We start from the raw sequence: 19,811 nt of genomic DNA, 5'->3' as shown, positions 1-19,811 counted from the left end.
GTCTGTCTTCTATAATGGTCGGCATCCGCACCTGACTTCCGCACCGCCATGGCCACTCCCTCCGCCCGCGACCGCATTCTCGATACCGCCGCGCGGCTGTTCTACCGCGACGGCTATCGCGCCACCGGCATCGACAAGATCATCGCCGAGTCCGGCGTGGCGAAAATGTCGTTATATCGTCACTTTGCATCGAAGAACGATCTGATCTCGGCCTTCCTGGCCCGCCGGCATGACAACTGGATGGCGTGGTTCGAGGCCGCCGTGCAGCGCCGGCTGGCGGAACGGCCGAACCTCGATGTGCTGGCCGATGCCCTCGCCGAGTGGTTCCAGTCGGACGACTACCGGGGCTGCGCCTTCATCAACGTGGTGGCCGAGGCCGGCGGCGGCGCAGGGGATGACCCCCGGCTGGCCGGGCACGCGGTGGAACACAAGAAATCGCTCGCCGAATTTGTCGCGAACGTGGCCCGCGAACTGAAGCTGAGCGACCCGGAGGCGGTGGCCGAGGAAGCCATGGTCTGCATCGAAGGGATGATCGTGCGCTACCAGATGGTGCCAGACGTGGCATCGATCGACGCCGGCCGCCGCCTGCTGGCCCGGCTGCACGCGGCCGGGTAGGCAGCTACCCCCGTCCCACGCCGGTCATTCCCCGCTCTGCCGCATCACCCAGTCCACCGCCCGCAGCAGGTACGGCGACGTATCGCCGGCACGGTAGCTCATGATCACGGGCGAGACGAAGCCGGCCGCATCCACGGGCACGTAGCGCACATCGTCCCGATGCAGCCGCTGCACCGAGGCCGGCACCAGCGTGATGCCGATGCCCGCCGCCACCAGCCCCAGCGCCGTCTGCAACTCGTTGGCTTCCTGCACGACATGGGGCTGGAGCCCCTGCGCGCGGAACAGCGACAGCACGTGGTCCGCATAGCTGGGGCGGGGCCGGGCAGGGTAGAGGATCAGCGGATGGCGGGCCAGGGCGTCCGCCGTCAGTGGGGCGGCCGGCACGGCTGCGCTGGCGGGCAGGGCGGCCACGAGGGCCTCCGCCCGGACCACGCGCTGCGCGATGGCCGGATCATTGAGCGCTAGCCGGCCGAAGCCGAGGTCGATGCGGCCGGACTTGAGCGCCTCCAGTTGCTGCACCGTGATCATCTCGGTCAGGCCCACTTCGATCTGGCTGGCGTCGTCGCGCAGCACGCGGATCAGTTCGGGCAGCACCCCGTAGAGTACCGAGGGCACGAAGCCGATGCCGAACCAGCGCTTCTCATTGCGGCCGATGCGCCGCGTGCCTTCCAGCGTCTCTTCCAGCCGCTGGGTCAGCTGGAGCGACTGTTCGAGCAGGAAGCGGCCGGCCTCGGTCAGCTTCAGGCCCCGCCCGACGCGATCGAACAGCGCCACGCCCACTTCCTCCTCGAACTGGCGGATCTGGCGCGACAGCGGCGGCTGGGCCATATGCAGCAGGGATGCCGCCCGCGTCACATTGAGTTCCTGTGCAACGGTCTGGAAATAACGCAGGTGCCGGAGTTCCATGGCGCCTCCTTGGTCGGGTCGATGCATACCCACAGGGTATCGATCGAGACATCATCGGTCTTGGACGCCCGTAAAGTCAAGGCGTATGCTCGATTGCAACTGATACCAAGCATCGAGAAAGTATGACTACGACGATTACCGGCATCGAGGCCATCCTGGTCGATCTCCCGACCATCCGGGCCCACCAACTGGCCATGGCGACCATGCAGCAGCAGACGCTGGTGATCGTGCGGCTGCGTTGTAGCGACGGCGTGGAGGGCATCGGCGAGGCCACCACCATTGGCGGGCTGTCCTATGGCGATGAAAGCCCCGAAGGTATCAAGCTGACCATCGACACCTATCTCGGCCCGGCGCTGATCGGCCAGGACGCCACCAATGTCCACGGCGCGATGGCGCGGCTGAACAAGGTGGCGCGCGGCAACCGTTTCGCCAAGAGCGCGCTGGAGACCGCGCTGCTCGATGGGCAGGGCAAGCGCCTGAATGTGCCGCTGGCCACGCTGCTCGGCGGCGCCGTGCGCGACACGCTGCCGGTGCTCTGGACGCTGGCCAGTGGCGACACCGCCCGGGACATCGAGGAAGCCGAGCGCCTGCTGGCCGAGCGCCGCCACAACACCTTCAAGCTCAAGATCGGCCGCCGCGCGGTGCGTGACGACGTGGCGCACGTCTCCGCCATCAAGCGCGCGCTGGGCGACCGTGCCCGCGTGACCGTCGACGTGAATCAGGCGTGGAACGAGGCCGACGCGGCCACCGGCATCGCCATGCTGGAGGCGGCCGGCATCGACCTGATCGAGCAACCCACGCCGCGCGAGCACCGCACGGCGCTGGCGCGGCTGGCGGCGCGCTTCGTGGTGCCGATCATGGCCGACGAGGCCGTGACCGGCCCGGAAGACGCGATGGAGTTGGCCCGCCTGGGCGCCGCCGATGTGTTCGCGCTCAAGATCGCCAAGTCCGGCGGCATCTTCGGCATGCTGCGCACGGCGGCCGTGGGCGACGCGGCTGGCATCGCGCTCTATGGCGGCACGATGCTGGAAGGCAGCGTCGGCACCATCGCCGCTGCGCATGGCTTCTGCACGCTGCCGCAGCTCGCCTGGGGCACCGAGCTGTTCGGCCCGCTGCTGCTCAAGGACGACATCGTGGCCGAGCGCCCCACCTACCGCGACTTCGCGCTGCACCTGCCCACCGGCCCCGGCCTGGGGCTGGCGCTGGACGAAGACAAGCTCGCGCACTATCGTCGTCCGGCCGCCTGAGCGGCGACCGCCGCCCCGCATCATCGACATATAAAAGAAGGAATGGAGACTATGAAATCCCTGAACCGGTCATTGCTGTCGGCCCTGCTGGCCGCCGCCGCGTTGGCGGCGGGCACCGCCCACGCCGCCTATCCCGACCACCCCATCCGCTGGATCGTGCCGTTCCCGGCCGGCGGCGCGATGGACAACATCGCCCGCACGCTGGGCGAGGACATGTCCAGGACGCTCGGCCAGGCCGTGGTGGTGGAGAACCGTCCCGGCGCGGGCGGCAACATCGGCGCGGAACTGGTGGCGCGTGCCCCGGCCGATGGCTACACGCTGCTGATCGTGGCCAATGGCATGGCGGTCAATCCGGCGCTGTACGGCAAGCTCGGCTACGACCCGGTCAAGGATTTCGCGCCGGTCTCGCTGCTGGCCGTGGTGCCAAACGTGCTGGTCGCCAACAAGGCGAAGACGCCGGCCAAGACCGTGGCGGAGGTGATCGCCAGCGCCAAGGCGCGGCCGGGCAAGTACACCTACGCGTCGGCCGGCAACGGTACGTCGATCCATCTGGCGGGGGAGTTGTTCACGTCGATGGCACAGGTGGATCTGCTCCACATCCCCTACAAGGGGTCGGGCCCGGCCATGACCGACCTGCTTGGCGGACAGGTGGACTATATGTTCGACAGCATCACCTCGGCCAAGCCCCAGATCGATAGCGGCAAGTTGACGCCCATCGCCGTCACCACCGCCAAGCGTTCCTCGGCGCTGCCCAACGTGCCGACGCTGGCCGAGGCGGGGCTGCCGGGCTACGAGCTGTCGCCGTGGTTCGCCGCCTTCGTGCCGGCCAAGACGCCGCAGCCGGTCATCGACGCGCTGAACAAGGCCATGCTGGAGGCGCTGAAGAAGCCCGCCGTGCAGCAGCGGCTGGCGGGCATCGGCGCGGAGCCCATCGGCAGCACGCCGGCGGCGCTGCGTGACCATCTGGCGAAGGAAACCACCAAGTGGGGCGCCCTGATCAAGGAAAAGGGCATTCGCGCCGATTGAGGATTGCGGACGGGGGCGAGCCCCCGTCAGGGAACGATGGTGAGGAACAGGTAGGCGGCGAAGATCACAAGGTGCACCACGCCCTGCAGGATCGTGGTGCGGCCCGAGCCGAGCGTCAGCGACGCGACGATCACCGTCAGGAACAGCAGCACCATCTCCTTGGCGCCCAGCCCCAGTTCGAGCGGGCGGCCAAGGGCGATGAAGACCACCGCCACCGTGGGAATGGTCAGGCCGATACTGGCCAGCGCCGAGCCCAGCGCCAGGTTCATGCTGGTCTGGAGGCGGTCCAGCCGCGCGGCGCGCAGCGCGGCGAGCCCCTCGGGCAGCAGCACCAGCGCCGCGATCACCACGCCCACCACGGCAGGCGGCAGGCCCGCGGCGGCCACTGCCGCTTCCACGGACGGCGACAGCATCTTCGCCAGCGCCACCACGGCCACGAGGCACACCACCAGCAGCACGCCACTCGCGGCGGCCACGCGCCCCGGCGGCGGCGGTGCGTGCTCGTTCTCGTCGCTGCTCTCCACGAGGAAGTAGTCGCGATGTCGCACCGTCTGCACGAACACGAAGCAGCCGTACAGCACGAGCGACATCAGCCCCGAGAACGCCAGTTGCGACGAGGTCAACATCGGCCCCGGCGTGGAGCTGGTGAAATTGGGCAGCACCATGGTCAGCACCAGCAGCGCTACGAGCACGGCCATGGCCGCCTTGGCGCCGGGCGCCTGGAATTCCTGCTCCCGGTGGTGCAGGCCACCCACGAACAGGCACACGCCGACGATGCCGTTGCAGATGATCATCACGGCGGCGAACACGGTATCCCGGGCCAGCCCGGCTTTTTCGGGCCCAGCCGACAGCATCACCGAGACGATCAGCGCCACCTCGATCACGGTCACCGCAATCGCCAGCACCAGCGTGCCGAACGGCTCGCCCACCTTGTGGGCCACCACTTCGGCGTGGTGCACCGCGGAAAATACCGCGCCCGCCAGCGCGGCGGCCATGATCGCAACAAGCCAGCCCTGGCCCGGCAGCATCAGCCCGAGGCCGAACGCGGCCCAGGCGGCCAGCGGCGACCAGACGGTCCATGCGGGCAGTTTGTTCGAAGTAGCCATCCTTGTTCCTTTTTCTTCTGCTGCCGCACGACGGGCGACTGACGGGGCATTGTGCAGCAGAAGGCCGCCCGGCGATAGGTTTCAGGCGGGGCGGGGAAGTTCCGGAGGGCGGCGGATTCAGTCCGGCATGAGCGGCCGGGTGGGCGGCTCCGCACGCGCGAGGCGGTCGGCATCGGCATCGCGCAGGCCGGGATGATGGCGCGAGATCCAGCGCGCGGCGACGATGAGGGCGATGAGGAAAGCGAGAACGTACCCGACGAAAGAGACGGCGTTATGCATGGTCTGACCCCTATATAGGAACGGCTCTGGTGGCCGGTGCAGGTCAGTATGGGCAACAAGCGCAGCGCCCGACACCCTCTGTCGGAGGGGCGTTCCGGTCACCCAATTGGGGGCTGCGCCGCGCGTGGGCGCCTGAGTCAGAACAGCGAGCCGGACTCGGGCGCGGGCGGCGCGGGCTCGGCATCGGGGGCGGCATCGGGGGTGGCATCTGGGGCGGCCTTGCTTGCCGCCGGCGGCATCGGCGCGGGCGCCCCGGCCATGCGTTCGGACGGATAGAGCCGCAGGAAGGTCCGGGCGACCTCCGGGTCGCGGCAGCGCAGCCAGTCATCCCATTCAGTCTCCGGCACGATCACCACCGAGCGCTTCTCGGTGCCGGGCCGGTGCATGCGCGACAGCAGCGGGTGGGCATCGGCATTGACGGTGAGCATGGTGAAAGACAGTGTGTCGTCCGGCCACGCGCGCCAGAGGCCGGCGATGCCGAACCCCGGCGCGTCTGGCAGCCAGAGCTTCCAGCGCACGGGTTTGCCGGGCCGCTCCGGCGTGCCGGTCTCGGGGTAGGCGTATTCGTAGAACGCGCTGGCCGGTATCAGGGCCAGCTGGCCGGCCTTCCAGAACCGGGCGAAGGACTTCAGCGTCCCCACGGTCTCCGCGCGCGCATTCGCGGTGGGGAAGTAGCGGGTGCCGGGCGGGATCTTCCCCTTCGGCACCATGCTGAACGAGGCCAATGCGCAGGTGCGCCCGGCATCGCTGCCGGTGATGATGGGGGCTAGGCTGTCTGGCCACGCCTCGTCCGCCCACAACCGGGCCGGCGGCTCGATGCCGAAGATGTCGCGCAGGACTTGCCGCTGGATGGGGGCGTAATTGACGCACATCGATCGCTCCAGGGAGGGGAGAGGCGTGCGGACATCCTAGCAGCCGCCGCCGTGCTACGCACCCCGCTTCGGGAGCTTCCCCGCAATGCCCATGATGGCTGCCACGCCGTCGTCTCCCATCATGGCGCTGGCGGCCGCCTGCGCCTGTGCCCACGCGGGTGCGGCCGCTTTCAGCATCGATTTGCCGGCGCGGGTCACGGAGAGCGGCCGCGATCGGCCATCGGCGGCCTCCGCCGCGTCTTCCGCGATCCAGCCTGCCGCGAGCAGCGGCTGCAGGTTGCGGGTCAGCGTGGAACGGTCATGATGATTGCGCCGCCCGAGATCGGCGCGGCTGATCGGGCCGAGTTCATGCACGAGCACCAGCAGCGTGAACTGCGTCGCGTTGATGCCGAACGGGCGCAACGCCTGATCGTAGGCAGCGGTCAGGACACGCGAGATCTGCCGGGCACGGGTCATCACGCAGTGCCGGAAAATCTCGGCGCCCGGGTTGCTGGCCACAGAACGCTTGTCGGTACGCATGTCTCACGGGAAGGGGGAGCGATGAAGTACCGCCAGCGTACCGCACTCAGTGCCGATGTGCTGGCGGCGCGGCCGCGGTGCCCGGCGACCGGATATCGGGGACGGTCACGCTCACCACTTCCGTCGCCAGGATCTTGTGCGTGGGATCTGCCAGTTCCATCCGCACCTTGTGCGGCCCCGGCGGCAGCCCCACCACGATGATGGGATCCTCGCTCGTGTGCGCCCAGGTGGCCGGGCCATCGTCAACGGTCACATGCAGATGGCCGACGCGCGGCGAAACCTGGGTGGCAGCCTTGCCGAACACCGGGATCACGCGGAAGTTCTCGGTACGGAACTGGACGATCACCACGCCCCGCGCGAGCGGCTCCGGCAATGCCGGGTAAGCCACAACCCTGGGCGCCGGCTCCGCGTCGAGCGGCAGGACGGCCGGTGGACGACTCGTGTCCGGAGGGGTTTGTGCGGCGGCCGTCATCTGCACTGTCGCGAGCGCGGCGGCGAATACGTAGGTAAGTGCTCTCATGTCTGACTCCTGAAGTTGGGAAACAACCCGAGGGCGCCGATGATGCCTTGACGGAATAGTAGGTGCGCGGCCATTTTGTACGCGCATGTATCTGCGCGGCGCCGGCATACACGGCGATACCGTTTGACCGTCTCGGGACCACAGACTGGATACATCGCCTCACTCTAATGCTGCATATGCAACAGATTGCGCGGCTTGGCCGGTGCAGGAGGAAACGAGATGAAAGCGAAATCAGCAATCCGTCGGTCGGCACGGTCGGTGGCCACTGCAGTCAGTGTCTCCGCGGCGCTTATGGCCGGCACAGGCGCCGCCATCGCAGCGGCCAGCGAGCCCGTTGCGGAAGTGAGTTATGTGGATGTCGATCCCGAACTGCGTTTGCGGCGGATGGTGGTCCGGCCGGCGGCACCGCGAGGCACGGTGCTGTTCCTGCACGGTTTTCCCGAAACCATGCTCGCCTGGAAAGAGATTGCCAGGACGCTTGGGGAGGAATACGAAGTCCACGCGTTCGACTGGCCGGGCTATGGCGATTCTTCACGTCCGCCTGCCGAGCGTTTCGCCTACGCGCCGCGTGACTACGCCACGGTACTGACGCGCTACATCGACACGGCAGGCATCGACAGCAGCCGCCTGGTGATCTACGCCACCGACATCGCAGCCTTGCCGGCGTTGCTGGCGGCCATCGACCGGCCCAGCATCGCCCGGACCATCATCGTCGGCGACTTCGCACCGTTCAACCGCCCGCAATACATGCAGGAACGCCTGCAGGCGCTCAAGGAGCCCGCATCGGCCGAAGCCGTGCGGAGCGCCTTCAATGCCTCGCGCGACGAGATTCTGCAGAATGCGTTCACGCGTGGATTGCCGGAGGGGGCGCGCTATGTGTTGGATGCGGCGTACCGTGCCGATCTTGCGCAGGGCTGGCAGAACGGGGCGCTGACGTCGGCCGACGCGTTCGCGCACTACTACGCGCACTTCACGCGGGATCAGGATGCGTTCGAGGCGCGGCTGCCGGGCCTGAAGACCCCGGTGAGCGTGGTGTGGGGCGAGCAGGACATCTATATCAACAAGGAAATGGGCGTCGAGTTCGCGCGCAGGACCGGAGCGCCCTTGCGGCTGCTGCCCACCACGGGCCATTACCCGCACCTGCAGCGTCCGCACGAGACGATCGAAGAGGTCCGCGCGGCGTTTCGTTGAGGGTCCCCAACGTGGCCCGTGTCGCCACCACGGGCCGCCGCCTTTCCTACGTGGCGAACACGCCGCTGACGGCTCCTGTCGCCGTTACGCCGCGCCCTCCGGCCCGCGCCGGAAGCTGATTGCCAGCCGGTTGAAGGCGTTCATGAGGCCGATCGCGATGGTCAGGTCGGCCAGTTCTTTTTCCTCGAAGACGGCGGCGGCAGCCTCGAAGGCGTCGTCGGGCACATGGGTGTCGGCGACACGGGTCACCGATTCGGCCCAGGCCAGTGCGGCCTTTTCGCGGTCGGAGAACAGGCTGCCGGCCTCGTGCCAGACCTGGACCAGCGCGAGCTTCTGCACGTCCACGCCCCTGCGCGTGAGATCCCGTGTGTGCATGTCCAGACAGTAGGCGCAGCCGTTGATCTGGCTGATGCGCAGGTAGGTCAGCTCCACCAGCGCGGGGTCGAGCCCGGACTGCGTGATGTAACCGTAGACACTGCCAAGCGCCTTGATGCCGGCCGGGGAAGTTTTGGTGTAGTCGATACGCATGTTCCGTCCTGCTTGTTGGGTGTTCAGGGTTGGAGCCGATCAGAGCCAAACTGCCTCATGATCGACTTCAATTCATTACTACGACTGATATAGTCGGAGATAAAGATAGCCGATCCGCGGTCGTACCGCAAGCGGTGGATGGGTTGGCGTAAACCCCGCCCTCAAAATTTCTTGCGCGGCTTAACTACGACTAATACAATCGTAGTTAAGCCGCGTCGAGAAAGGCGGGCTGGAGATCGCCGCGGCCTCGCCGCTGGTCAAGGCAGCACAGATCCATTCAGGAGCAGTAGAGATGTCCCAACGCATTCTTGTCATTGGCGCCGGTTTTGCCGGCATGTGGAGCGCCCTCGCTTCGGCTCGTCTACTCGACGAGGCCGCGCGTACCGATGTGGAAATCGTGCTGATCGCGCCGGAGCCGGCGCTGCACGTGCGTCCGCGGCTCTACGAGCAGAACCCGCTGAAGATGAAGGCGCCGCTGCTGGAGATCTTCGCCGCTACCGGCGTGCGGTTCGTACAGGGCTTCGTCGAGCGCATCGACGTGGCGGCCCGTGAAGTGGAGGTGAGGGGCGTGGGCGCCGAACCATCGCGCCAGACGCTTGGCTATGACCGCCTGGTGCTGGCGGCCGGCAGTCGGCTGTTCCGGCCGGCGATCAATGGGCTCGAAGCGCATGCCTTCAACGTCGATCAGGTGGCCGATGCCGCCCGGCTGGAAGCGCATCTGCACGGTCTGGTCGGCCGCCCAGACAGCGTGGCGCGCAATACCGTGGTGATCGCCGGCGCTGGCTTCACCGGCATCGAGACGGCGGCCGAAATGCCGGCGCGGCTGCGCGAAGTGCTCGGTGCCGATGCCGCAGTGCGCGTCATCATGGTAGAGCGCAATGGCGAGATCGGTCCGGACCTGGGCCAGGGGCCGCGCCCGGTGATCACCGAGGCGCTGACCGAACTCGGCGTGACGTGGAAGCTGGGCTCCGGTGTGGCATCGGTGGATGCGGACGGCGTCACCCTGGAAAGCGGCGAGCGCATCGACGCCCAGACCGTGATCTGGGCCGCAGGCGCCCGCGCGAACGCGCTGACCGACCAGATCCCCGCGCAGCGCGACAACTTCGGCCGGTTGCACGTCGATCGAAACCTGAAGGTCGATGGCGTGGCGCACGTCTATGCCACAGGCGATGTGGCCCGTGCGGCGACCGATGACGAGGGCAACGTCACGATGATGTCGTGCCAGCACGCGATGAACCTCGGGCGGTCCGCCGGGCACAACGTGGCAGCCGATCTGCTGGGCCAGCCGCCGATCCCGTACAGCCAGTCGAAGTACGTGACCTGTCTGGACCTGGGTCCGTGGGGCGCGGTCTACACCGAGGGCTGGGACCGCCAGGTGAAGCTGTCCGGCGCCGAGGCCAAGGCGCTGAAGACCAGGATCAACACGGAATGGATCTATCCGCCGAGCGCGAACCGGGCCGAGGCACTGGCGTCGGCTGACCCGCGCCGCATCGTCGTGGCCTGATCGGGCTGGGGGGAAAGAAGGAGGGCGATCCGCCGGGATCGCCCTTTTTTTATCTTGCGCTGCGCCGGTTGGCCGCGCGGTCTGTCAGCCACTCCACTACCTGCCCGCCGTAGGCGGCGGGCACTTTCTCCACGGTGCGTTCGGCAATGTCGGCCAGCGTGTGATTTTTCAACTCGGCGCGCATCGCCTTCTCGGCAGACTGCATCACGGCGTGGATCGTGCACACGCCGCGCGTCGCCCATGCCGGCGGGCAGCCCTCGAATACGGCACTGCGCTCGCGGATCTCCCGGCACTCGAACAGCGGCTTGTCGCCGTCGATGGCGACGATGACGTCGTAGACCGAGATGCGCGAAGGCGGACGTGCGAGCCGAAAGCCGCCCTTGATGCCTTCGGTGGCCACCACGAGTTCGGCCTTCGCGAGCTTGGTGAACAGCTTGGCCAGGAACTCGGTGGGGATGCCCTGCAGCTCGGCCAGGTCGCGCACGCTGGCCTCTTCCACGGCCATGTTGGACCGGGACAGATAGAGCAGGCAGTGCAGCCCGTACTCGACACCCGTGCTGATATGGGACATTTTTAACTAGGACTCAATAGATCGTAGTTGCAAGCCTACACCAGCGCCGGCGCGGCAGCAAGGCTCTCCAGAGACCTTGAAAAACTGAAGCGGTTGTTCGAATACTGTTGTACTAGCTGCAAATACCCACACTGCCCCGTCCGGCATCGCAAGCCTGCCACTTGCAAATGTCTGGACAATTTCGCCAGATGACAATCCTGCAATGTTCCTCGTGAACTTGCGCCGCTCGCGTTCAAGGAGAACGGGAAATGGACGACTCTTGTCAGCAGAATGGTGGCCGTGCCCGCACCGGCGGCGTGCAACCCGCCGCGTCGCAGGGCAGCGCTGGCCACGCGGTGAGCTTCAAGGTCAACGGCACGCTCCAGTCGCTTACGGTGGCGCCCAACGCCATACTGCTGGACGTCTTGCGCGATCAACTGCACCTCACTGGCACCAAAAAGGGGTGCGACCATGGCCAGTGCGGGGCGTGCACGCTGCACGTGAACGGTGTGGCGATCAATGCCTGCCTGTCGCTCGCGGTGATGCATGACGGCGACGAGATCACGACCATCGAAGGGCTCTCCCAGGGCGGCCTGCTGCACCCGGTGCAGCAGGCTTTCTGGGATCACGACGCCTACCAGTGCGGCTACTGCACCGCCGGCCAGATGATGAGCGCCGTGGGCGTGCTCGGCGACAAGCGCATCCCGGCCGACGACGCGGCCGTGCGCGAGGCGATGAGCGGCAACATCTGCCGCTGCGGCGCCTACCGGAACATCGTCGCGGCCGTCCAGGACGCACGCGGCAAAATGAAGAGAGGCTAGCCATGCGTACCTTCGAGTATGCCCGCGCGGCGGACGTCGAGCAGGCCATCGTGCTGCACGCGCGCGCGCCTGAGACCGCCTATCTGGCCGGTGGCACCACCCTGCTGGACCTGATGAAGCTGGACGTGATGCACCCGCCGCGCGTGGTGGACATCCACAAACTCGGCCTCAACCAGGTCGAGGTGGCTGATGACGGCCGGGTGCGGATTGGCGCGATGGTCAGCAACACCGAGCTGGCGCGCCATCCGCACATCGTCAAGCATCACCCGGCGCTGTCGCAGGCGCTGCTGTCCGGCGCCAGCACGCAGCTGCGCAACAAGGCCACCACGGCCGGCAATGTGATGCAGCGGGTGCGTTGCGGGTACTTTCGCGATGGCGTGTCGCCCTGCAACAAGCGCGAGCCGGGCTCGGGCTGCCCCGCCATCGACGGGCTGAACCGCAACGTGCACGCGGTGCTGGGCGGCAGCAACCAGTGCATCGCCGCGCATCCGTCCGATATGTGCGTGGCGATGGTCGCCATCGGCGCCACCATCCACGTGCAGGGGCCCAAGGGCCGGCGTGACATCCCGTTCGCGGACTTCCACCTGCTGCCCGGTGAAACGCCGTGGAAGGAGCACGCGCTGGAGGCCGACGAGATGATCACGCACATCACGCTCGATGCGCCGCTGCCGAACAGCCGCTCGGCCTACCTGAAGCTGCGCGACCGGGGCTCCTACCAGTTCGCGCTGGCGTCGAGTGCGGTGGTGGTGGTGCTGGATGGTCGCACCGTGCGGGACGTGCGCATCGCGCTCGGTGGCGTCACCACCAAGCCGTGGCGGGCCGCCAATGCCGAGGCGGTGCTGCGCGGCAAGGCGGTGACGGACGCGCTGATCCGCGAGACCGCCGCCGCTGCCATGGCGGGCGCGCAGTCCTATGGCCAGAACGGCTTCAAGCTGCTGCTCGGCCAGCAGGCGGTATCGCGCAACCTGACGCGGCTCGTCGCCTGACCGGCTGCCCCGATCCATCCCCGATCCAGCGGACCTTCACTCGACAACGGGAGTCCAGCGTGAACAAGAATGCCATCGGCGCGTCGCCGCGCCGTATCGACGGTCGACTCAAGGTCACCGGCGCCGCGCTCTACACGGCGGACCGCAACCTGCCCGGTATGCTGCATGCCTATGGCGTATTCAGCACGATTGCGAGCGGGCGCGTCACGGGCATCGACACCGCCGCCGCGCGGCGCGTGCCGGGCGTGGTCGACATCCTGCACCATGACAATTTCCTGCGGCTCTACCGCGCGCCGAAGGCGCCGATCTCGCCGGCCACGATCCTGACCGCCGGCATCACGGACGAGCACCGCCTGCCGTTCGAGGACGCGAAGGTGCACTACGCCGGCCAGTTCGTCGCGCTGGTCGTGGCGGACACCTACGAGCATGCGCGAGAGGCGGCCCAGCTTGTGAAGGTGACGTATGCCCCGGCCAAGGCACTCGCCAATCTGGAGCAGGGCATGGCGGCTGGCAAGCTGCAGGACGGCGGGCGCGGCCACTCGCGCGGCGAGCCGGCCAGGGACTTCGACGCCGCGCCGGTCCGTGTCGATGCCGTGTACCACACGCCGGTGGAGACCCACAATCCAATGGAGATGCACGCCACGGTGGCGTGGTGGGAGGGCGGCGACCTGCATCTCTACGAGGCCTCGCAAGGCGTGCTGGTTCATCGCAACACGTTGGCCCTGATCTTCGGACTCACGCCGGAGAGCGTGAGCGTGGACGCGCCGTTCATCGGCTCGGGCTTTGGCGCCAAGCTGTTCCTGTGGCCGCACTCCGTGGCCGCCTGCGCGGCGGCCAAGATGACCGGGCGCCCGGTGAAGCTGGTGGTGCCGCGCGCGCAGATGTTCACGACCACGGGGCAGCGGCCGGAGACGAAACAGCACCTCCGGCTGTCGGCGGGCGCCGACGGCAAGATCACGTCGATCCGGCATGAGTCGATCAACACCACGTCCTTTATCGAGCAGTACGTGGAGAACTGCGGCGGCATGACGTCGAGCCTGTACACCTGCCCGAGCGTGCTGGTCACGCACCACACCATCGACGTGCACCGGGGCGCGCCCACCTCCATGCGCGCGCCCGGCGCCGCGCCTGGCCTGTTCGCGCTCGAATCCGCCATCGACGAACTGGCGCTGGCGTGCCAGAAGGACCCGGTGCAGTTCCGCGTCGATAACATCTCCACGCGCGACGAAAGCACCAACCTGCCGTGGTCCAGCAACCACCTGCGCGAGGCCATCGAGCAGGGCGCCCGCAAGTTTGGCTGGGCCAGGCGCGACCCGCGCATCGGTGCGATGCGTGTGGGCGACGAGATTGCCGGCTACGGCGTGGCCGTCTGCAACTGGGACGCCTGGCGCACCCCAGCCGAAGCGCGGGTGCAGTTGCGCAGCGACGGCACGGCCGCGGTGATCTGCTCGATCCAGGACATCGGCACCGGTACCTACACGATTGCGGCGCAGACGGTGAGCGAGCTGACCGGCCTGCCGTTCGAGAAGATCGAGGTGAAGCTGGGCGATTCCTCGTTCCCGGCGGCACCGGTCTCGGGCGGATCGTGGGCCACGGCCAGCGTCCTGCCGGCCATCGCAGAGGCCACGCGCAACGCCATCGACCAGTTGCGCACGTTTGCCACGCAGGAGGGCGCGCCGTTCGCCGGGGCGAAGCCCGAGTCGCTTCGCTTCGAGAATGGCTGCCTGACCGATGGAACGCGCACCGTGGACTACGCCACCGTGCTGACCGCGCAGCGCTTTGCTAGCGCCGATGGCCATGCGCGCACGGGCGGCACGCCCACGGACAAGATGTCGTTCATGTCGTTCGGCGCGCATTTCGTGGAGGTGCGCTGGGACCCCGGCATCTCGCGCCTGCGCGTGGCGCGCGTGGTCAGCGCCATCGACGTGGGCCGCGTCATCAACCCACTGACGGCGCGCAATCAGGTGGAAGGCGCCATCGTCATGGGCGTGGGCATGGCGCTGTTCGAGGCCACCGAGTACGACGAGCGCAACGGCATCCCGGGCAACAACAACTACGCCGAGTACGTGATGCCGGTGCATGCGGACCAGCCGGACATCGACGTCATCCTGCTCGACTACCCCGACCTGGCCTTCAACGAGTTCGGCGCGCGCGGCATCGGGGAGATCGGCATTACCGGCTTTGCGGCGGCGGTGGCCAACGCGGTCTACCACGCCACGGGCAAGCGCATCCGTGACCTGCCCATCACCATGGAGAAGCTGATGGACGCGCCCGGCCGGACCGCCGCCTAGCCGATGGCCTATATATATAGCGGTGGATGGCCGAGCGCGGGAGGGAGTGATGGTCGACAATCCGGTTCCGGAGGATGACGCCGGGGTGCGCGAGCACCCGCGCTACGCGCAGATGTTCCCCGTGCTGACCGAGGAGGACATCCAGCGCGTGCGCCGCTTCGGGCGCCTGTCGCACTTCGCTGTTGGCGAATGCCTGTACCGCGCCGGCAGCCTGTGCCCGGGGATGTTCCTGATCCTGTCCGGCAAGGTGCGCATCGTCGGGCGCGATGGGCTGGGCCACGAGCGCGTCCTCCACACCTACACCCAGCGCGGCGAGTTCACCTCGGACGTGACGCAGCTCTCGAACAAGCCAGCCGTGGTGGATGCGCGCGTGATCGAGGACGTGGAGGCCGTGCTGGTGCGCCCCGACGAACTGAGCGCGATGATGATCAGCGAGGCCGATCTCGGCGAGACCATCATGCGCGCGCTGATCCTGCGCCGCATGCTGGTGATCGAGCGCGGCCACGGCGTGGTGCTGGTGGGCGCGCCGGACAACGGGCGGCTGGTGGCGCTCCAGAACTTCCTGCGGCGCAACGGCTTTCCCAACACCACGCTCGACGCGGCGATGGACCCCGAGGCCGTCGCGCTGCTCGAACGCCTGACCCCGCTGCCGGACGACTTCCCGCTCGTGGTCTGCCCGGACGGCACCGTGCTGCGCAATCCGGACGAAGGCCACCTGGCCTCGTGCCTGGGCCTGATTCCCGAGTTCGATCCGAGCCACGTCTACGACGTGGCGGTGGTCGGCGCCGGCCCGGCCGGGCTGGCCACCGCCGTCTATGCGGCGTCCGAAGGGCTGTCCGTGGCCGTGCTCGACTGCCGTGGGCCGGGGGGGCAGGCCGGCACCAGCGCGCGCATCGAGAACTATCTCGGCTTTCCCACGGGCATCACCGGGCAGTCGCTGGCCAGCCGCGCCTTCGCCCAGGCGCAGAAATTCGGCGCCCATATCGGCATTCCATGTGAAGTGAAGGCCCTGTATTGCGACCGGCGTCCGCTCTTCGTGGAACTGACCGATGACCGCCGCATTGCCGCGCGCACCGTGGTGATCGCCAGCGGCGCCGAATACCGGCGACCGGACGTGACTGGGCTTGAGCGCTTCGAGTCGTCCGGCATCTACTACTGGGCCACGCCGATCGAGGCGCGCCTGTGCCGCAAGGAGCCGGTGCTGCTGGTGGGCGGCGGCAATTCCGCCGGGCAGGCGGCGGTGTTCCTGGCCGCGCATGCCGAGCACGTGCACCTGTTTATCCGGGGCACCAGCCTTGAGCACAGCATGTCGCGCTACCTGACCGAGCGGATCGCCGTGCTGCCCAACGTGACCGTACATACCCGCGTGGACCTGCGCGCGCTTGAAGGCGGGCCACGTCTCGAACGGGTGTATTACCGGGGCGCGGGCGGCGTGGAGGGCTGCATGACCACGCATCACCTGTTCGTCTTCATCGGCGCGGCGCCGAATACCGCGTGGTTGGCCACCTGCGGCGTGCTGCGCGACGAGAAGGGTTTCGTGCTGACCGGGGCCGATGTGCCCGATGCCGCGCCGCACGTGCCGTCCCTGCAAACCAGCCTGGAAGGCGTGTTCGCCATCGGCGACGTGCGTTCGGGATCGATCAAGCGGGTGGCTTCCGCCGTGGGCGAGGGCGCTGCCGTGGTTGCGCAGATCCACGCCGTGCTGGCCGGCATGCGCGGCACCTGCCAGCCCGGCACGCGCTGATCCGTTTCCCCCCCCTGCGGCGCCGGCATCACTCCGCCAACGCGCCCCCATCGGAATGCCTACAATAGCTGGACGGACAGGCCGCGCGGGCTGATGCGCGGCACTGTCGCTGCCACGCGTGCTCGCAGGCAGGGGTGCGCGCCACTCATCTCCACGAAACATGGAGAAACATCATGCAGAGTAGCGAAGCGGTGCTGACGCAGGCGCGAGCCGCGTTGGCGCATGTGCCGTATCAGGGCCACCATCTCCATCCCACCATTCACCTGCGGCTTTCCGACGGCGCGCTAATCCTCGAGGGCGAGGTAGCGGACATCGTCGACAAGACGCGCGCCGCCGCGCACCTGCGGCGCGTGGACGGCGTGACCATGGTCATTGACCACCTGCGCATTGCCGATGGCGCCGCGCCGGTGGGCGACGGCGAACTGCGCGATGCCGTGTGCCAACGGCTGCTTACCGCGATTGATTTCCGGAACTGCAAGATATGCGCGAAGGTGAAGGGCCAGGACGAGGCGCGACGCGAGGCCGTGGGCGAGCGCAGCGGCTGGATCGAGGTGGCCGCCGCCAATGGCGTGGTCACGCTGTCCGGCAATGTGATCAGCCTTTCCCACATGCGGCTGGCCGGCGTGCTGGCGTGGTGGTCGCGCGGCTGCCGCTGCGTGGTGAACGAACTCGTGGTGGCGCCGGCCGAGGCCGATAGCGATGAGGAAATCACCGAGGCGCTGCAACTGGTGCTGGAAACCGATCCCTTCGTCGATGCGGGCCGCATCGCGGTGCGCACCGCGAAACGCGTGGTGACGCTCGACGGCTACGCCACGAGCGAGGGCGCGCGCAAGCAGGTCGAGCGGGATGCCTGGTATGTGTACGGCGTGGAGGACGTCGTCAACCGGATTTCGCTGAGCAGCTGAGTGCTTTGGGGGCATGCCGGTGGCGGGAACGGCGCGTGGATTGGCGGGATTGACCCTCCCCGGCCACGCGCGCAGGCGATAGGATCGGCTTTTGTCGCCAACCGTCCACACAGGAATCCTCATGCCCCGTTCCGTTCGTCACCGCCGCGCAGCGCTGCCCGCCGCGCTTTCCCTCGCGTTGTCATTGGCCTGGAGCGGCGCCGCGCTGGCCGCCGGGCCGGACGCGGCCCTGCTGCAGGCGGCACAGGCCGCGCAGCCGGGCGTGGTGCAGTCGCTCAAGGAGATGGTGTCGATCGAGTCCGGCAGCCATGACGTCGAAGGGCTGAACCGCATGGCCGCCTACACCGAGAAGCGCCTCAAGGCGCTGGGTGCCAGCGTGGAGCGCGTGCCGGCGGCGCAGGGCCACGGCCCGATCGTCAAGGGCACGCTGGAAGGCACGGGCAAAGGTCGCATCATGCTGATCGCCCATATGGACACCGTCTACGCGCGCAACACGCTGGCCTCGCAGCCGATTCGCGAGGACGGCAACAAGCTCTACGGGCCGGGCATCGCCGATGACAAGGGCGGCATCGCGGTCATCCTGCACGCGCTGGAGATCATGAAGGCGCAGGGCTGGAAGGACTTCGCGCGGGTGACCGTGCTGTTCAATGCGGACGAGGAAATCGGCTCGCTCGGCTCGGGCGCCGCCATTGCCGCGCTGGGGGCGCAGCACGATGTGGTGCTGTCCTGCGAGCCCAATCCGGCCAAGGCCGTGGCCAAGACCGAATCCCTGCTGCTCGGCGCCGCTGGCACGGCCTCCGCGACGATGGCTGTTCAGGGCCGCGCCTCGCACGCCGGCGCCGCGCCGGAGCTGGGCCGCAATGCCTTGATGGAACTGGCCTACCAGCTGCAGCAGACGCGCGATGTGGCGAAGTCCGTGCCGGGCTCGCAACTGAACTGGACCAATGCCAAGGCTGGGGATGCCCGCAACCAGATTCCTGCTTCGGCCAGCGCCTTCGGCGATGTGCGGATCACGGCCAACGGTGCCGCCCAGAAGCTGCAGGCGGCGCTGCAGGAGAAGGTCAACGCCGGTCATCTGGTGCCCGATACGCAGACCACCATCACGATGGAAGAGGGCCGTCCGCCCTTCGTGGTCAATGCGCGTGGCCGGGAACTGGCGGCGCAGGCCCAGAAGATCTACGCGGAACTGGACGGCCGGCAGCTGGCCCTGTTTCCCGGCACGGGCGGCGCCACGGATGCCGGCTTCGCGGGCCAGTCGGGCAAGGCCGCCGTGGTGGAGAGCTTCGGCCTGTCCGGCTTTGGCTATCACGCGCGCGACGAGTACATCGAACTCGATTCCATCGTCCCGCGCCTCTACCTGATGACCCGCATGCTTCAGGAGAGCGGGCGCTGAGCGGATTGGGCGGATTGGGCAACCTGCTTGGCGATGGCGTCGGCAACACGCGTGGCGTCGTTGTAGACGCTGTCGTGCTGCAGTTCGCTGACGCCGTGCGCCGCGCCGCCGGCGGCGGCTGACATGGCCACATGGCCGGCCACCGCGCCCACGCCGGCGGTCTCCGCCACGCCGGGCATGTGGCCGCTATCCGCGCTGGCGTGGAAGTCCTGCACCGCCACCGCCGGGCCATTGGCGGGCTGGTAGACCAGTTCGACCGACGCGCCCACATCGCTCTTGCCCGCGCCCAGGCCCACCACCATGCGGCGGCGCAGGTTGCCTTCGTCGATCTTGTCGAACTGGCCGGTAACGACCAACGCATTCGCGCCCGCCGGGACCGGGCCATCGAGGCGCACTGCGTTGAGCCCCTTGGCACGCAGCTGCCGCACGATTTCATCGCTCACCTGATCACGGGCCTCGCGCGCATCGTGCATGGCCTTGCCAGCCTGGCTGTCCGCGCCGGCCATCGACATGACCTTTTGCATCACGCGGCTGTCTACCTTGACCTGATCGGGGTTGGCGTTGAAGGTCTGCACGCAGATGATGTCCGCGTTGCCGGGGAGGGCGGCGGCGCCCTGCGTGATGGTAGTGGCGTTGGCGTAGCCGGCGGCCAGCAGCGCGGCGGCCGTCAGCGTGGCGAGGGTGAAGCGGCGGGCAATGAGGGAGAGTTGGGTGGTTTGCATGGCGAAATCCTGTATCGGTTGGGTTGGAGCGTGTCGGTGCATCGCTGGAACCCAGTATGGGAAAAACCGACCACAGATGCCATGCA

20 protein-coding genes are annotated in these 19,811 nt (G+C 68.0%); 11 read left to right on the top strand and 9 right to left on the bottom strand.

Features of this window, described 5'->3' with window-relative positions:
- The first annotated feature begins 48 nt into the window (after positions 1 to 48).
- Complete coding sequence (locus tag AC1DP9_RS09250) at positions 49 to 615, top strand: TetR/AcrR family transcriptional regulator (protein WP_477107149.1); 567 nt, start codon at positions 49 to 51, stop codon at positions 613 to 615.
- A 24-nt stretch (positions 616 to 639) separates the two neighbouring features.
- Here the strand turns inward: AC1DP9_RS09250 and AC1DP9_RS09245 are convergent, their stop codons facing one another.
- Positions 640 to 1,521, bottom strand: coding sequence for a LysR family transcriptional regulator (locus AC1DP9_RS09245; protein WP_477107148.1), 882 nt, complete (start codon positions 1,519 to 1,521; stop codon positions 640 to 642).
- A gap of 122 nt (positions 1,522 to 1,643) precedes the next feature.
- Between AC1DP9_RS09245 and AC1DP9_RS09240 the strand changes: the two genes are divergently transcribed.
- A complete protein-coding gene (locus AC1DP9_RS09240; RefSeq protein ID WP_441592730.1) occupies positions 1,644 to 2,768 on the top strand; it encodes a muconate/chloromuconate family cycloisomerase in 1,125 nt (374 codons plus the stop codon).
- A gap of 51 nt (positions 2,769 to 2,819) precedes the next feature.
- Positions 2,820 to 3,794 carry a tripartite tricarboxylate transporter substrate binding protein gene (locus AC1DP9_RS09235; protein ID WP_477107147.1) on the top strand — a complete coding sequence of 325 codons (975 nt, stop codon included), beginning with the start codon at positions 2,820 to 2,822 and terminating at the stop codon, positions 3,792 to 3,794.
- 26 nt (positions 3,795 to 3,820) lie between these two features.
- Here the strand turns inward: AC1DP9_RS09235 and AC1DP9_RS09230 are convergent, their stop codons facing one another.
- The 5 genes from AC1DP9_RS09230 to AC1DP9_RS09210 form a co-directional block, all read right to left on the bottom strand.
- Positions 3,821 to 4,900 carry a calcium:cation antiporter gene (locus AC1DP9_RS09230; RefSeq protein ID WP_092294935.1) on the bottom strand — a complete coding sequence of 360 codons (1,080 nt, stop codon included), beginning with the start codon at positions 4,898 to 4,900 and terminating at the stop codon, positions 3,821 to 3,823.
- A 117-nt stretch (positions 4,901 to 5,017) separates the two neighbouring features.
- On the bottom strand, positions 5,018 to 5,179 hold the full coding sequence (locus AC1DP9_RS09225) for a hypothetical protein (RefSeq protein ID WP_477107146.1): 162 nt from the start codon (positions 5,177 to 5,179) through the stop codon (positions 5,018 to 5,020).
- A gap of 137 nt (positions 5,180 to 5,316) precedes the next feature.
- A complete protein-coding gene (locus tag AC1DP9_RS09220; protein ID WP_477107145.1) occupies positions 5,317 to 6,051 on the bottom strand; it encodes an SOS response-associated peptidase family protein in 735 nt (244 codons plus the stop codon).
- Positions 6,052 to 6,105: 54 nt separating this feature from the next.
- Positions 6,106 to 6,570: a MarR family winged helix-turn-helix transcriptional regulator gene (locus tag AC1DP9_RS09215; RefSeq protein ID WP_477107144.1), complete on the bottom strand. Its 465-nt coding sequence runs from the start codon at positions 6,568 to 6,570 to the stop codon at positions 6,106 to 6,108.
- A 46-nt stretch (positions 6,571 to 6,616) separates the two neighbouring features.
- Positions 6,617 to 7,090 (bottom strand): DUF6130 family protein, encoded by a 474-nt coding sequence (locus AC1DP9_RS09210; protein ID WP_477107143.1) that lies wholly within the window; start codon positions 7,088 to 7,090, stop codon positions 6,617 to 6,619.
- Positions 7,091 to 7,309: 219 nt separating this feature from the next.
- Between AC1DP9_RS09210 and AC1DP9_RS09205 the strand changes: the two genes are divergently transcribed.
- Positions 7,310 to 8,281 carry an alpha/beta fold hydrolase gene (locus AC1DP9_RS09205; protein ID WP_477107142.1) on the top strand — a complete coding sequence of 324 codons (972 nt, stop codon included), beginning with the start codon at positions 7,310 to 7,312 and terminating at the stop codon, positions 8,279 to 8,281.
- An 84-nt stretch (positions 8,282 to 8,365) separates the two neighbouring features.
- Here the strand turns inward: AC1DP9_RS09205 and AC1DP9_RS09200 are convergent, their stop codons facing one another.
- Positions 8,366 to 8,809, bottom strand: coding sequence for a carboxymuconolactone decarboxylase family protein (locus AC1DP9_RS09200; RefSeq protein ID WP_477107141.1), 444 nt, complete (start codon positions 8,807 to 8,809; stop codon positions 8,366 to 8,368).
- Positions 8,810 to 9,101: 292 nt separating this feature from the next.
- On the opposite strand from AC1DP9_RS09200, the gene AC1DP9_RS09195 reads away from it, so the two are divergent.
- Positions 9,102 to 10,313 (top strand): NAD(P)/FAD-dependent oxidoreductase, encoded by a 1,212-nt coding sequence (locus AC1DP9_RS09195; RefSeq protein ID WP_477107140.1) that lies wholly within the window; start codon positions 9,102 to 9,104, stop codon positions 10,311 to 10,313.
- Between the two features lie 49 nt (positions 10,314 to 10,362).
- Here the strand turns inward: AC1DP9_RS09195 and AC1DP9_RS09190 are convergent, their stop codons facing one another.
- Positions 10,363 to 10,884, bottom strand: coding sequence for an RrF2 family transcriptional regulator (locus AC1DP9_RS09190; RefSeq protein ID WP_092294949.1), 522 nt, complete (start codon positions 10,882 to 10,884; stop codon positions 10,363 to 10,365).
- A 248-nt stretch (positions 10,885 to 11,132) separates the two neighbouring features.
- Between AC1DP9_RS09190 and AC1DP9_RS09185 the strand changes: the two genes are divergently transcribed.
- The 6 genes from AC1DP9_RS09185 (at position 11,133) to AC1DP9_RS09160 (ending at position 19,003) form a co-directional block, all read left to right on the top strand.
- On the top strand, positions 11,133 to 11,684 hold the full coding sequence (locus AC1DP9_RS09185; RefSeq protein WP_477107139.1) for a (2Fe-2S)-binding protein: 552 nt from the start codon (positions 11,133 to 11,135) through the stop codon (positions 11,682 to 11,684).
- 2 nt (positions 11,685 to 11,686) lie between these two features.
- Entirely contained in the window at positions 11,687 to 12,670 is a 984-nt protein-coding gene (locus AC1DP9_RS09180) for an FAD binding domain-containing protein (protein ID WP_477107138.1), read from the top strand.
- Positions 12,671 to 12,729: 59 nt separating this feature from the next.
- Entirely contained in the window at positions 12,730 to 14,961 is a 2,232-nt protein-coding gene (locus tag AC1DP9_RS09175) for a xanthine dehydrogenase family protein molybdopterin-binding subunit (protein WP_477107137.1), read from the top strand.
- 49 nt (positions 14,962 to 15,010) lie between these two features.
- Positions 15,011 to 16,705: an FAD-dependent oxidoreductase gene (locus tag AC1DP9_RS09170; RefSeq protein WP_477107136.1), complete on the top strand. Its 1,695-nt coding sequence runs from the start codon at positions 15,011 to 15,013 to the stop codon at positions 16,703 to 16,705.
- Positions 16,706 to 16,878: 173 nt separating this feature from the next.
- The gene (locus tag AC1DP9_RS09165) at positions 16,879 to 17,610 is read left to right on the top strand and encodes a BON domain-containing protein (RefSeq protein ID WP_092294959.1); all 732 of its coding nucleotides are present in this window, start codon (positions 16,879 to 16,881) and stop codon (positions 17,608 to 17,610) included.
- 121 nt (positions 17,611 to 17,731) lie between these two features.
- Positions 17,732 to 19,003 (top strand): M20/M25/M40 family metallo-hydrolase, encoded by a 1,272-nt coding sequence (locus AC1DP9_RS09160; protein WP_441592719.1) that lies wholly within the window; start codon positions 17,732 to 17,734, stop codon positions 19,001 to 19,003.
- On the opposite strand, the gene AC1DP9_RS09155 is transcribed toward AC1DP9_RS09160, so the two are convergent.
- Positions 18,985 to 19,725, bottom strand: a complete 741-nt coding sequence (locus AC1DP9_RS09155) for a DUF4410 domain-containing protein (protein WP_477107135.1) — start codon at positions 19,723 to 19,725, stop codon at positions 18,985 to 18,987. The two genes, AC1DP9_RS09160 and AC1DP9_RS09155, sit on opposite strands and share 19 nt — an antisense overlap.
- Positions 19,726 to 19,811: the final 86 nt, after the last annotated feature.

The sequence above is a fragment of the Cupriavidus sp. 01L43 genome (assembly GCF_056399925.1).
The sequence above is the reverse complement of the archived record's forward strand: the minus strand, read 5'-3'. Positions and strand labels throughout refer to the sequence as shown.